This is a genomic window from Psychrobacter glaciei (assembly GCF_014652895.1).
Classification (GTDB): domain Bacteria; phylum Pseudomonadota; class Gammaproteobacteria; order Pseudomonadales; family Moraxellaceae; genus Psychrobacter; species Psychrobacter glaciei.
Window position 1 is genome coordinate 1,077,568 of the sequence record NZ_BMZR01000001.1, and the last position, 14,955, is coordinate 1,092,522.

Sequence of the window (14,955 nt, forward strand, 5' to 3'; positions counted from 1 at the left end):
TAATAATACTACGCTACTTTCTCAAAAACGGCTATTCCTAAGCATTCTAGCCACTTGCTGTTTTGTTCACGATAATATCCGTATCAGCCCTCATTAGGGCGTGTTGAACAGTCACAAACTATTAAACACAAAAAGGCCTGAATATATCAGGCCTTAAAACAAAACTATTTTAGAGGGGTGAGTCCCACAGCACGGCTGCGAAACTTATAATCATTAACGCTTAGCGACTAACCGTCACCAAAGTACACCCACACACCTTTAGTTTTGGTATAAGAAGACAACGAATGAATGGCCATCTCTTTACCCCAACCACTCTGACGGAAACCACCAAACGGTGCAGCAAGTCCATAACAGCCGTAACGGTTGATAAATAACATACCTGCATCAATCTGCTCTGCCACACGATGAGCGCGAGACACGTCACTGGTATACAGACCTGCAGCTAACCCATAGGCAGTGGCATTGGCCATCTCTACCGCTTCTTCAGTCGTATGGAATCGAGTACAGCACAATACAGGACCAAAGATTTCTTCTTGTGCAATGCGTGAGTCTTGGCTAACTTCAGAGAAAATAGTAGGTCGAATGAAATACCCATTGGCATTGTCGCCCTCGGTATCTGCATAACCACCAGCGACAAGCTTGGCTTCTTTTTTACCGATTTCTATGTATTCTAAAATTTTATTGAACTGTGCTTCGTTACATTGTGGCCCTTGAGTGACTGTTTCATCAAACTGATTGCCACACCTCACAGCATTAGCCTTTACGATTAACTTATCAACCACTTGGTCATAAAGACTGTCATGAATCAAAAAGCGAGTCGGCTCTGAACACTTCTCACCTTTATGGGAGAACATGACAGTAAAGGCACGGTCAATCGCACCATCTAGGTCTGGTGTATCTTCAAAGAAGATACAAGGTGACTTACCACCCAGCTCTAAAGTGGCAGACTTAAGATTAGACAGTCCTGAGTTCTGTACGATTTTACGGCCAACGTCAGTACTACCTGTGAAAGAAACTTTGTGTACGTTGTCGCTCAAGGTAAGCTGATTTGCCATTTCGCCATTGGTTAATAGCATGTTGATCACACCTTTAGGAAAATCTAGATGCTCATGGATCAGCTCTACCAAAAAAATGCTCGTTAATGGGGTATATTCTGATGGCTTGATGATGACAGGATTACCCATAGATAAAGCGGCGGCTAACTTTAAGCTGGTCTGATATAAAGGAAAGTTCCAAGGTGCTATCAGTGCGCAAACCCCTATTGGCTCTTTTATCGTATAGTTTAAAAAACCCTCTTCAACAGGTGAAGTTTCGCCATAAAATTTATCCGTCCAGCCAGCGTAGTATTCAAAAATATCAGCACAAGTCGGAATATCATCTACCATAGACTCAGAAAACAGCTTACCATTAGGTAAAGACTCCAGTACTGATAACTTTTCTGTGTTATCGCGAATCAACTGGGCGATCTGACGCAGCATATTGGCGCGCTGTGGGCGGCTAATTTTTGCCCATACGCCCGACTCATGACACTGGTTAGCCATAGTCGCTGTGTATTCAACCTGATCTGCATCAGCTATCTCAAAACTGCATAGTGCTTCACGATTTGCAGGGTTGGTGACGACCCACTTTACATCGCTTGCACCATCGACCCATTCACCATTAATGTACTGACGTTTAGGACTGGTGAGCCAGTTATAAGCCCAAGATAAAGGAATATTTTCGTTAGAATTCATGTGATGCTCCATGTTTTATTTAAGTGACTTTCCGTTATAACGTGGTTTTTCATGATAGAGAGCATTTTCGCTGCTATCTTCACGATTACTAATGAGTCTGAAGGAACACTGGTTGAGTCGCAATTGACATTAGCGCATAGTGTTGTGCAAAAAACTCATCCTTCTGATCGTATTTTATTTTTCTAAATACGCTCTAATCTTTTCTAGGTCTCCGCCTGTTTCTTTGTAGACACGTGCGGTAAATGAATAACCATGGGTTTTTTTAAGACGCATCAGTGTGGGGATAAGCGTGTTGACGTTAGCGTTATTACGCTTTATATCTGGCGCCATACCAGACAGACAATGCTGATCAAACGCCTGCATGCCACTGGTCAGTACTGACATTGCATCGAGCAAGTTACTAATGATAATAGACTGCCAAGGACTATAGTCTAACTCGCCGTGGTCTTGCGTCATCTGAACCGCATAACAATGCCCACAAGCTTGCATAGCACACTGCACCAAGTATTCAGGGACAGTTGGATTTATTTTTCCTGGCATGGCTGAAGAACCGGGTTGCACAGCAGGTAGTATAATCTCACCAAAACCTGTCTCTGGCCCTGATGCCATCAGCCGAAAATCTTTCGCAATGCGTAACAGTGCTCTTGCAAGTTGATCTAAATCGGCAGCCACTTTCGCTAAATCATCATAACTTTGAGATGCATCAAAAAAATTATCGGTGTGCATAAAACGATCTGATGCTTCCATCTCATTTATATTGCCGATTATTTTGTCAAAAAACGCATCAGAGCAATCTCCTTTGCGGCCAATAATATTGCCACCCAAATTAATCTTGTAAAGCTCATCGATACTATTGTCTAACCGTTGCTTTTGACGCTTAAGCTGCGCGCGATAGCCTCCAAACATATCGGCGAAACTGATATCGACAGCGTCTTGCAAGCATGTACGAGAAAGCTTTAACACCTCTTTCCACTTATCAGCTTGCACCTCAAAAGTGTCAATCAACCCTTGCAATGTCCCCGTGAATTCTTTTCTCTTATCAATCACTGCTAAATGACAAGCAGTGTTCAAAACATCACTTGTCGAGTTGTTGAGATTGACATGATCATTGGGATGTATGGGGTAATAACTGCCAAGCGGCTGATTGAAGGTATCGCGGTTTGCGACGTTAGCAATAACCTCATTTAGATTCATATTGCTAGAAACGCCGCCGCCGCCATGAAAAGAATGCACCTGAAATTGCTCCATGGGCATTTTTTCAAGTAGATAGTCAACAGTAGCCACAATAGCTTGACCCATCTCAGCGTCGATTTCTTTTGTTTCTATATTGATTAAAGCCGCCAGTTTTTTGACCTTTAGCAACCCCTGTAACAGCTCAGGATAAGCTGCCAAAGGTTTTTCACCATTTAAGGGATATAACCGTATGGCCCTCTGTGTCTGTACGCCATATAAAGCGTTGATTGGGACCTCAAGACAACCAATCGAGTCTTCTTCGACGCGATACTGATACTCCGACATTTTTAGATATCCTTGATTGATTGCAATTGTCAGTTTGGAGAGTCAAACGAGATGTCTGCCACTAAAGACTGCTTAGTCGTCTGTCCTCTCCATAGCTTTTAAAGTCCAATACATCTAAACTACTTGATCCATAAAAGTTAATTTTTCTGGGCGAGCAACACGTGGAATGCGCTTGCCTGACGTATAGTCGTTTATCAGGTCACAAGGTGTATAGTTACGCTCAAGCTCATATATCTCTTCAACAGTGAGTTTCATCTCAACGGCTGCCACTGCGCTATTAAACTGCGCCACTGTGTCGGCGCCAACCAACATAGAAGACACTTCAGGTTTATTTAAAACCCAAGCCTGTGCTACTTGTGCAGGTAAGCAGCCACGCGCATTGGCAATTTTGGCCACTGAATGTGCGATATCTTTAGAAGCCTGATCGTTGTACATCTCTGCAGTAAAGAAGTCCGTCTGATTGCGAGTTGATTGCAAGTCACTGGTTAAGATACCGCGCGCTAAAGGACTGAAAACCGACACACCAATGCCCTGATCCATACAGAACGGAATCATTTCTCGCTCTTCTTCTCGGTACGCACAGTTCAATTGCAACTGCATATTGATTGGACGTGCCCAACCATTTTTATCGCAAACTTGTAGTATTTTGGCCAGCTGCCAAGTGTACATAGTTGAAACACCGATATATCGTGCCTTGCCTGCCAATACGATGTCGTTCAGTGCTGCCATGGTTTCTTCCACTGGGGTTTCAGTATCAAAGTAGTGCAGCATATAGATATCGACATAATCCATGCCCATACGCTTTAATGAGTTATCAATGGCATTGAAAATGTTTTTTCGTGAATGCCCTTGTGCATTGATGTCATTGCTCATGGCATATCCCACTTTAGTGGTGATAACCAGGTCATCTCTACGAGCGATACGGCGCAACACGTTACACACGACTTCTTCACCAGCGCCAAGAGAGTAAAAGTCGGCTAAATCGATGAAGTTAACCCCCATATCGAGCGCATGTGCAATGATCGGCTCGCTTTCTTTTTCGTTAAAGATCCAAGGTTTCCATTCTTTTGAACCCATATTCATGGTGCCAAGACAAAGGCGAGATACTTTTAGGCCAGACTGTCCGAGTTTGACATATTGCATGTTTAATCCTTAAAGGTAGTCGTAGATATAGTTCTACTAGATAGTATGGTTACCGCATTTTTGAACGTGTTTTTACTGCCACTCTGCTTACGTTATTGAGCGTGAAGGCTCACTGTTTTTCTTTATATCAGCCGATAGCGTTGGTTTTAGCTCAACAATATCGCCATTAATCTCAACCCTACGGGCTAACTTTAAAAATGAAAATCCTGCACCTAGTACAATCAACATGCCGGGTACACCAGACAAATTGAACAACATTTTGATGGCATCAGTGCCGATAAAGCTCGCACTGATCCAAGCAACAAAGGCCACGGCACAGCCCCAAATCGTTTTTACCCATATAGGAGACGTCAGGTTTTCCGCATCAACACCTTGGATACACAGACCACCAATCGCATCGGTCGTCGAATCGGCCGCCGTCACAAAAGTGATAAAGCAGGCAAATATAAATAGCACACTGAGTAGGGTGCTACCAGGTAACTGATCGAACAGCACATAAATCACCGAAGCAAAACCATTGTCTTGGTAAGCTTGATACATAATGCCGCCCATCGTGGTGTCAAAGAACAATGAAGAACCACTGAATATACTGAACCACACAAATCCGAAAGCAGATGGTAGCAACAGATTGACCATGATGAACTGACGCACTGTATAGCCGCGAGCAATTTTTCCAAGAAATAAGCAGCTTAATGGAGCCCAAGCAAACCAACTGGCAAAGAAAGCCACTGTCCACCAACCTGGCCAAGGATCATTACCCGAAGCGCCTGTTACTAGGTTGCGTGCAAAAAAGTCAGAAAGATAAACCCCTAATGACTCAACACCTAGTGACAAGATAAAGGCCGTGGGACCTACAATAAATATGAATATAGCGCCTACAAAGTAGAGCCAAGTGTTGATTCGAGCGAGGTTTTGGATGCCGCGGTGCAGTCCAGACGCAGCAGATATAAGCGCAGCTCCTATAATGACGATAGCGATAATCGCATATCCAGTGGTACTCTTCTGAATGCCTAGTACAGACTCCATGCCATCGCTTATCACCAATAGCCCAGAAGTCAATGTGGCAGACATACCCAGTACGACAGCAAATAGCGCTAAACCGTCGACCACTTGACCACCAACACCATCAACCCAGCGCCCTAAAATTGGACGTAACATTGAGCCAATCGAAAATGGCAGTTTCAGGTTATGAAAGGCTAGAGCAAATGCTAAACCGGCAACTGTATAAATTGAATAAGGGGTAATCGTCCAATGTACAAAAATAGTAGACATCGAAAAGCGCATCGCTTCAGGGCTTTCAGGAATGATGCCTAAATATGCGGGGGGCTCATGATAGTGCAGCACTGGTTCGGCAACAGACCAAAACAAAATGCCCATTGCGATAACGGTGGTTAGCGACACTGCAAACCAACGAAATGGAGTCAGCATTTGAGAGGCGCTTTCGCCGCCAATACGTACGCGCCCGATTGGGGCAAAAAAGGCATATGCTGCGATAAACACCATGAATAAAGCACTAAGGTTGAATAACCAAGAAAGGTTAGCCATGATCATCGTGTTTAGGCTTGATGTGCCCGTGATAAAATTTTGTTTATCAATGAGTGTGTAAGCGACGGTTAATACCAAGCAAATAAATGCGGGCCAAAAAGTCACTGGTCGTAATTTTGCCATACAAACTTCCCTGTAATGGTTCTGATTGCTGTCAAGATTACTTCAAATCATAGACCATTGGAAAATGATATAAAGTCTGTCAACCATGACTAAAAGTAATGCCACAAAATATTAGGATATTTGTTAAGAGATAGGTTCGCTTTAAGATGAGTATTAATAGATATGAAAATTGCCCAAAATTATGTTTCATAGCTTTTCACTATTAATTTTTTGGCCAGAGATGTATTAAGTAGTATTTATGAAAGAGGTTACTGGAAAGTAAATAGCTGTAGAGTAATTATTCTTAAATATCAAAATCGTAGTGATGTCATAGTTAAATGCAATACAGTAATTATAAATATACTAAGCTAGATGACTCGATCTCTTGTTACTTACCAAATATGATTTGCAGTAAAAAAGGTTGGTAACACCACATTATATGTAGCGTTACCAACCTTTTTTATTACTCTTTATCTTACTAAGGTGATTAGGTCCTGACTGGGGTTTGCTATAAGATCAACTAACACTCATAGTAATTTATCACCCTGCTTTGCGCCTACTTGTCTATTCATAGTTTTGATTGAAAATAACAGACAGCTCATTTGCCGCCTCTTGCATAAGAGGCACATAGCTGAGCAGCTCCTCTAGACTTTTTCTCACGGTCGGCCCATGGGTAAACACCGTCGCAAATGCCTGTTGATCCCCATTAGGAATCATGACCGCACACGCGACCATACCTGGAATAAACTCCTCATTATCCACGCCTACTCCCGTCTCACGTGTTGCAGTAATCGTTTGCATCAGTTGCTTTTTATCGGTCTGCGTTTTAGTCGTTAGTGCGTGTAACGACATTTTCTCAACGATGCGTGTACATTTCTCATCCGATAGCTGCGATAACAATAATTTACCACTGGCACTGGCCCAAACAGGTACGTGAGTGCCCGAAGGTAAGAATATTTGTAATGGCCAATCCGACATAACGCGATCGATATAAACCACATCTAAGTCTTGTAAAATCGAAATACCCACCGTCTCCCCTATTTGCGCTGACAGCTCGTTCAGTATGGCCAACCTTTCATTTTTAAAGTCACTGTTTTGCAATAAGTTCATGGCAAGCTTATAAGTGCGTTTTCCACAGGTTACCTTCCCTGGCAAATCTAACTGCACAAACCCAAGACCTTGCAGTTGATCCAATAGCCGATACATACTCGGCACTGGCACTTCTAATGTTTCTGCTAGATCGCTGACACTCATTGGTCTTTGCGAGCTGGCTAGCACTTCTACTATCTGCAAAACGCGCTCAACACTTGAACCTTTCTTTTTAGTATTACTCATTGTTTGGTTTAAACCTCTGGCTGACTCGCAGCAAATAAATTTATTTATTATAACGATAAAATTTACGCTTTTGCGTCTTGCTATTACAAAAACATTCTGTTACCTTTCACATATCGATAATATATTTATCGTTATGTGAATTTTATATTTAAATACTATACACTTTTGTGAATAGTTCGTGCGACGATTGAGCTGCCTACTACGCTTATATCTGAAGTCATTAATTCAAGGATGAGTCACTATGTCACACAGTATCCTGCTCCCAAGAACGATGGAAATTGGACGCGATGCCTGCCAAAAGCTGCCAGTAATATTGGCCAGCTTAGGGGTAAAAAAACCCCTTATTATCACTGACGAGATGATGGTTAAACTCGGCTATGTCGATAACATTCAAACCATTTTGAAAGCAGCACAAATCAATGCCGATGTATTTTCAGATACGGTGCCAGAGCCTACTGAAAGCTCTATTGAGGCTGGCGTGTCTCAAGTAAAAGCACAAGATTACGATGGTCTGATTGCCCTAGGTGGCGGAAGCCCTATCGATAGTGCAAAGGCCATTGCTATTCTAGGAAAATTTGGCGGCGTGATTCGCGATTATAAGTTTCCTCGCCAAGTGGACGAAGCAGGCTTGCCTATTATTGCCATACCGACGACGGCAGGCACAGGATCAGAAGTGACACGCTTTACCATCATTACCGATGAGGCTAATAACGAAAAGCTGCTGTGCGTGGGTATGGGGTTTATGCCCGTCGCAGCCATTATCGATTATAGCCTCACGCTCAGCGTACCGCCGCGCACCACGGCAGATACGGGTATCGATGCGATGACTCATGCTATTGAAGCGTATATCAGCCCTAAACGTAATGCCTATAGCGACCAACAGGCGCTCGCCGCCCTACGCTTAATCGGACCTAATATCCAAACCGCTTATCACGACGGCAAAGATGAAACCGCCCGTGAAGCGATGATGCTAGGCTCTACCTTGGCAGGTATTGCGTTCTGCAACTCTTCAGTGGCACTGGTACATGGTATGAGTCGTCCGATTGGTGCCTTTTTTCATGTGCCACATGGCCTATCAAACGCGATGTTATTGCCAACCATTACAGAATTCGGCATCTCTAGTGCGCCTGACCGTTATGCGGACTGCGCGCGTGCCTTAGGCATAGCGGATCATAGTGAGACAGATGATCAGGCCAACGTTAGCTTGGTCAAGTATCTAAAAAGCTTAAATGATGAGCTTCACGTGCCCACATTGGCACAGTTTGGTGTTCAAAAAGCAGATTTTGATGCGCTAATAAACACAATGTGCGAGCAAGCATTTGCATCAGGTTCACCCAATAACAACCCTCGAATACCTACCCTAGAAGAAATGGTCCAACTCTATACCTTGCTATGGAATGACAACACTGTTGCTGAGAGTTCAGTCAGTTAAAAAGCCCTCATTTACGATTAACCTACTAATTATTCACATGTTTAAAGGAATTAAACTTATGCAAACAATCGGACATTTTATCAACGGCAGCCTGTCAAACAATGACAGCCAAACTCAAGACGTTTACAACCCATCAACTGGTGATGTCAGCAAGCAAGTCGCTTTGGGTGGTGAAAAAACAATTGGCGAAGCAGTCGCTGCGGCTAAAGCGGCTTTTCCCGCATGGAGCAAAACCTCGCCACTAAAACGCGCGCGCGTCATGTTCAAATTCAAAGAGCTGTTAGAGCAAAATGCGGATGAAATCTGCAGACTGGTTGGCGAAGAGCACGGGAAAATCGTACACGATGCGGCAGGCGAGCTACAGCGCGGTATTGAAAACGTCGAATATGCATGCGGCGCGCCTGAGCTACTCAAAGGCGAGCACAGCCGCAATGTGGGTACCGATATAGACTCTTGGAGTGAGTTTCATCCACTAGGCGTCGTCGCTGGTATCACACCGTTTAACTTCCCTGTGATGGTGCCACTGTGGATGTTCCCGATGGCCATCGTGTGCGGCAATACCTTTGTATTAAAACCGTCTGAGCGTGACCCAAGTGCCACACTTTTCATCGCGCAGCTTTTACAGCAAGCGGGCCTACCAGATGGTGTCATCAACGTCGTAAATGGTGGCAAAGAAGCCGTTGATGCTATTTTGCATCATCCAGATGTTAAAGCCGTTAGCTTTGTGGGCTCAACCCCTATCGCTGAATACATCTATACCACAGCCGCTGCACAAGGCAAACGTTGCCAAGCACTCGGCGGTGCAAAAAACCACGCGATTGTCATGCCAGATGCAGACTTAGACAACGTCGTCACCTCACTATTGGGTGCTGCTTTTGGCTCATCAGGCGAGCGTTGTATGGCGCTATCTGTTGCTATTGCCGTCGGTGACGAAACGGCTGACAAGATGATTGCGGCCCTACAGCCTGCTATTAAAGAGCTAAAACTGGGGCTTCATTCAGATAAGAGCAACGACTTTGGCCCTGTCATTACAGCGGCGCACAAATCTAAGATTTTAGATTACATCAAAAGTGCTGCCGAGCAAGGTGCAGAGCTCATCATCGATGGCTCTGATGCTGCACCAGAAGGCAATGAAAATGGATTTTTCGTAGGTCCTACTCTGATTGATCATGTCACTAAAGAGATGCACAGCTACGAGGCAGAAATTTTCGGTCCCGTGTTACAGGTGATGCGTGTGCAGACCATGGCCGAGGCAGTGCAACTCATAAACGACCATGAATATGGTAACGGCACCTGTATTTATACGAGAGATGGAGAAGCGGCGCGTTACTTTATTGACAACATTCAAGTCGGTATGGTTGGTGTCAATATTCCACTACCAGTACCTGTAGCGTCTCAAAGCTTTGGTGGCTGGAAACGTTCATTATTTGGTGACTTGGCCATGTACGGACCAGACGGCGTGAGATTCTTCACTCGTCGTAAGACCATTACGCAGCGCTGGCCTAGTGCGGCATTGAGAGAAGAAAAACAGTTCTCTATGCCAACTTAATAGCACTGCCTTTTCAAGGCGCTAGCCTTTAAGAACACTACATTATAAAGGCGCTACATTATAAAGCCCTTACCTTTTAAGCGCACTGCATAATCAGTGCGCTTAAAAGCAGTCGTTTGTATTCAAAAAATGCTGCTTGCTTCTGACTCTCTCCATTAGTGGACGACTGGCAAGTGCTCTGACTGAATTCTAATTTTTCATAGTCGTACCATAAAATTCTAAGGATAGATAACTATGCGAGAAACTTTTGAATTACCATTACTGGGTGTCAAAGTCATCGATTTTGGTCAATATATTGCCGGTCCCGCTGTCGGTATGATGCTTGGCGACTTAGGCGCAACCGTGGTTCATATAGATCCGCCATCAGGCCCAAAGTGGCACAGTCCAGCCAATGCGGTATTGAATCGCAACAAATTGATGTTAACACTCGATCTTAAGACTGATGAAGGCTTGGCACAAGCTAGGCAATTAATTTTAGAAAGTGACATCGTTATCGAAGGCTTTCGCCCTGGAAAAATGGCAGAAATGGGATTAGATCTGGTCGCGCTACGAAAAGAGCGGCCACAGCTGATCACACTGTCAATCCCTGGATTTGCATCGAATGACGAAAATCGCCGTGAGTTACGTGCCTATGAGAGCATTGTGGCAGCGAGCTCGGGCGTGTTTACTGACATGGGTTTAAACCGTGTGCTCATGGGCATTAACCCCTCGTTCTCACCCCTACCATTGCCCTCTGCTTATGGCGCAATGCTGGCAGGTTCTTCGGTTGTTTTTGCACTACAAGCACGTGAAAACACGGGACTTGGCGATGCTATTGAAGTTCCACTTGCTGCGGCTGTGATGGAAGGTCTTTGTTACAATTCAATCGATATCGAAAACCTACCTGAACGCTATTTGACCCAACGTGAAGTTGAGATTCAACGTCGCCGCGTTGAAGGTATTCCCATGAATATGGACTACGAATCGTTGCAGGAACTGCTAGATCCTTTTTACCGCAGTTACATGTGTAAAGATGGCCGTATGTTTTACGTTGTATGCCCCAGCCACAAACATCACGCCAAGCGTTGTTTGCAAGTATTGGGGTTATACGACGAATTACTTGAGGAAGGATTGACTGAGGAGGAAGACACTTATTTGCCTTCTAGTCAGTGGACATCTGATACATCGCTTGGGGTTTATCCCATGCCAAAACATTGGGCAGATCGTATTGCCGAAAAAATGAAAGTGGCATTTTTATTACGTACGTCAAAAGAGTGGCAGAAGATTTTTGGTAAACGCGGTATACCTGGTGCACCGCAGCGTTGGCTACAAGAGTGGATCCATGATGATCATGCAGAAACAACAGGACTCATGATTGAAGTTGATGATCCCACTTATGGCAAGATGATTCAGCCAGGACCAATTGTGTGGTTAGAAGAATGTGGCGAGTTGATGTTACAACCAAAAGCACCGCAGCCTATCGAATTTGAAGGTGCATTGAAAAAATTAAAGGCAATCAAAACCAAGTTGCCTTCAATCAATAATGTTGATGAAAAAAGCGGTTGGTTAGACGGTATTAAAGTACTTGATCTTTGCAACGTCATTGCAGGCCCGCATTCTGCCTGCTATTTGGCGCGTTTTGGTGCAGAAGTTATCAAGCTTGATTCTGCTTCTCCATTATACGACAGCTGGAATACTGTCATTTATGGTATGTCTCAAATGGTCGGTAAACGCTCCATACTTGCTGATATTAGCAAAGGCACAGGACGAGAAGTGTTCGAGAAGTTGGTTCGTTCCGTTGACGTTATTGTTTGGAATGCAACAGACACACAAATCAAAAAAATGGGCTTGGATACTGAAGGCTTAAAAGCCTTAAATCCTGATGCTATATTCTGTAAGCTTGATTGTTTTAGTGGTGTCCGTAAGGGTCCGAGTAGTGACTTCATAGGCTATGACGATGTGGTACAGGCGTCTACTGGCATCATGTTGCGTTGCGGCGGTGCTATGGATACTCCTGAAGAACATGCACACGTTGGTACTATTGATGTCATGTGCGGCTTTGGCGGCGCCATGAGTATTGGTGTGGCGCTCTATCAAAAATATCGTACAGGCCGCATTGGACGTGGTCGTACTTCATTGGTCGCCAATAGCGCCCTACTACAAATCCCCTATTGTTATGATTTTGAAAAACGCGGGTTATTCAATGAGCCATCAGGTCGCGAAACCAACGGCCATGATGAGCTGACGCGCTTTTACTATACCTCTTCAGGGAACTACTTGTTATTAAACGCGTATGAAGTCGATGTAAAAAACTTCGAAAACGTTGAAGACTTACAAGGTTTCAGTGAGCTGGATAAAAATGATCGTGCCGCTTTCTTATCTAATACCTTTCAAAAAGCGCCTGCTCATGACTGGGTAGAACGTCTGCAAGCTGCCGATATTGCGGCTGTCGTCTGTGCGGATATCAATGCATTACGTGCTGAATACAGCCGCACAGCAGATGGCACATCAGGTACTGACAATGGTAGTTATTCTTTCTCAATTTATGAAGATCATCCAAGTGGCCATACAGTGACTCAGCTTGATCCTTATGCTATTCGTCCATCGAATAGTGTTATATACGCACTGCCTCGACCCGAAAAATTTGGACAATCCACCCGTCAGATCATGCTAGAACTTGGCTATAGCGAGGCAGACATTGACGCCAGTATTGCCAGTGGTGATTTGAGTGATAGTTGGAGTCAAGAGTTTTTACCAAGTTAAATGAGGCAGTGTCATCAGTTGGAGTACCCTGCTAACCATGATGCAAGTTGGTTGGTATCTGGCTGATGACACACCCTAAATGATAGGAATTAAGCTGCTCAAAGGACGGTGCAGCTTGATGCTCATTTGAACAAAAGGAAAACCATCTAAAGGATTAGATATGAAAAATAGCAGCAGAAAACCTTTAACCAAATTGCCGATTAAAGTGGCGACAAAAGGTTTTTATGAAGGGTTTAATAAAGACGTTACGATTACCGCCAAAATCTTACTGGGTCTGCTCATTGTTTGGGCTGTCATCTTTCCTGATAATTCAACGACGATATTAGAATCGATCAATACTTTCTTACTCAATCACTTTTCGACATGGTATATCTTATGTGTCGCCTTTTTCTTAATTTTGGCGTTGATTCTGGCCGTTGTGCCGCGCTATGGGAGATTGATTTTAGGGGACACCGGAGATAAACCTGAGTTCTCCAACTTTTCATGGTTTTCGATGATTTTTGGCGCAGGTATCGGTGTTGGTATGTTGACTTTTGCGACCGCAGAGCCAATGTATCATTTTGCTAATAACCCTGAAGTGATCAAAGGGTTGGCAACAGCCTCTGGTGCCGACAATGTACGCTATGCCTATAAATGGGCCTTTCTACATTGGGGATTCAGCGCATGGATTTGTTATTCCTTAGTCGGATTATCGATGGCCTATTTTTCTTTTCGACGTAAATTACCGCTGACCATTCGTTCAGGTCTTGCGCCATTATTCGGCCAAAAACTATCAGGTAAGCTCGGTAATACCATTGACATCGTTGCCGTTATTGCAACCATTTTGGGCGTTGCGCAGACATTAGGGTTTGGGGTTGAGCAATTCGTTTCTAGTATGTACCGTGTTGGTTTGGGCGAATGGTTGATGAATGCTGATGGCACATCGTCAACGGCAGCCATTATCGTTGCACTGGTCGTTATCGTTGGTATAGCAACCCTATCTGCGCTTTCTGGGCTAGGTAAAGGGGTGAAATGGCTCTCTAACATCAACATGGGATTGAGTCTGGTTCTGTTTGCCTTTTTCTTAGTATTCGGTTCGACATTCTTTGGTTTACAATCTTTTTTCTTAGGTATGTTTGACTATGTTGTCGCACTTCCTGAGCTGCTATTTACGGTTTGGCAGCCAGATGGTACGGTGGTCGGTGACACGCTTGCCACATGGCAAAAAGACTGGTCAGTGTTTTATTGGGCATGGTGGATTGCTTTTGGTCCTTTTGTTGGTGTTTTCTTTGCTCGCATCTCACGTGGTCGTAGTATTCGGACTTATTTATTCGGTACCGTTATCCTACCTGCTCTGATGTGTTTTATTTGGTTTTCAATGGTGGGTGGTACCGCGATTGACTTAACGCTAGGTGGCACCAATGCCATCTCAAGCGTGGGTCAAGAATCTCAATTATTGGCAATGCTTGATGTGATGTTGTCCCCAGGTTTTGCTTGGGTAATGGCAATTTTAGTTCTGGTCTTGCTACTGACCTACTTAGTCACGACGTTAGATTCGGCAATTTTAGTTATCAATACCATCAATTCAGGTGGTAACGAGGGTCCAAAAGGCCGCCCACATATTATCTTTTGGGGCGTAATACTAGCATTGGTTGTTGGCGTACTGCTGATAAGCGGAGGACTGGGTGCGATTAAAACGGCGATGGTTATTGGTGCCTTGCCCTTTAGTTTTGTGATGGTACTCATGGGAATATCACTGGTCAAAGCCATTCTTTATGATACCAGTCCAGCTAGGCTAGAGACGATAGATCCGGTCGACGAACCATAACTTAGATATACATACTTATTAGATATACATACTTAGGAACATGCTAATT

10 protein-coding genes are annotated in these 14,955 nt (G+C 44.1%); 5 read left to right on the plus strand and 5 right to left on the minus strand.

The features are described 5' to 3' along the window. Positions 1–227 precede the first annotated feature (227 nt). Positions 228–1,733, minus strand: a complete 1,506-nt coding sequence (locus IE130_RS04395; protein ID WP_189582183.1) for an aldehyde dehydrogenase family protein — start codon at positions 1,731–1,733, stop codon at positions 228–230. 51 nt (positions 1,734–1,784) lie between these two features. Here IE130_RS04395 and IE130_RS14315 point away from each other — a divergent pair, with 51 nt between their 5' ends. Beyond that, the gene (locus tag IE130_RS14315) at positions 1,785–1,919 is read left to right on the plus strand and encodes a hypothetical protein (protein ID WP_264997164.1); all 135 of its coding nucleotides are present in this window, start codon (positions 1,785–1,787) and stop codon (positions 1,917–1,919) included. On the opposite strand, the gene IE130_RS04400 is transcribed toward IE130_RS14315, so the two are convergent. From IE130_RS04400 to IE130_RS04415, 4 genes are all read right to left on the minus strand, one after another. After that, entirely contained in the window at positions 1,908–3,251 is a 1,344-nt protein-coding gene (locus tag IE130_RS04400; RefSeq protein ID WP_189582186.1) for a lyase family protein, read from the minus strand. The two genes, IE130_RS14315 and IE130_RS04400, sit on opposite strands and share 12 nt — an antisense overlap. 114 nt (positions 3,252–3,365) lie before the next feature. Continuing rightward, the gene (locus tag IE130_RS04405) at positions 3,366–4,394 is read right to left on the minus strand and encodes an aldo/keto reductase (protein WP_165597708.1); all 1,029 of its coding nucleotides are present in this window, start codon (positions 4,392–4,394) and stop codon (positions 3,366–3,368) included. A gap of 87 nt (positions 4,395–4,481) precedes the next feature. Beyond that, positions 4,482–6,062, minus strand: coding sequence for a BCCT family transporter (locus IE130_RS04410; RefSeq protein WP_189582191.1), 1,581 nt, complete (start codon positions 6,060–6,062; stop codon positions 4,482–4,484). A gap of 543 nt (positions 6,063–6,605) precedes the next feature. Continuing rightward, positions 6,606–7,376 (minus strand): IclR family transcriptional regulator, encoded by a 771-nt coding sequence (locus IE130_RS04415; protein WP_189582194.1) that lies wholly within the window; start codon positions 7,374–7,376, stop codon positions 6,606–6,608. 241 nt (positions 7,377–7,617) lie between these two features. Between IE130_RS04415 and IE130_RS04420 the strand changes: the two genes are divergently transcribed. The 4 genes from IE130_RS04420 to IE130_RS04435 all read left to right on the plus strand — a co-directional run bounded on the left by IE130_RS04420 (position 7,618) and on the right by IE130_RS04435 (position 14,906). Continuing rightward, positions 7,618–8,808, plus strand: a complete 1,191-nt coding sequence (locus IE130_RS04420) for an iron-containing alcohol dehydrogenase (protein WP_189582197.1) — start codon at positions 7,618–7,620, stop codon at positions 8,806–8,808. Between the two features lie 58 nt (positions 8,809–8,866). After that, positions 8,867–10,357 (plus strand): CoA-acylating methylmalonate-semialdehyde dehydrogenase, encoded by a 1,491-nt coding sequence (locus tag IE130_RS04425; RefSeq protein ID WP_189582200.1) that lies wholly within the window; start codon positions 8,867–8,869, stop codon positions 10,355–10,357. A gap of 234 nt (positions 10,358–10,591) precedes the next feature. Next, positions 10,592–13,099, plus strand: a complete 2,508-nt coding sequence (locus IE130_RS04430) for a CoA transferase (protein WP_189582203.1) — start codon at positions 10,592–10,594, stop codon at positions 13,097–13,099. 160 nt (positions 13,100–13,259) lie between these two features. After that, on the plus strand, positions 13,260–14,906 hold the full coding sequence (locus tag IE130_RS04435) for a BCCT family transporter (RefSeq protein ID WP_189582206.1): 1,647 nt from the start codon (positions 13,260–13,262) through the stop codon (positions 14,904–14,906). The last annotated feature ends 49 nt before the right edge of the window (positions 14,907–14,955 follow it).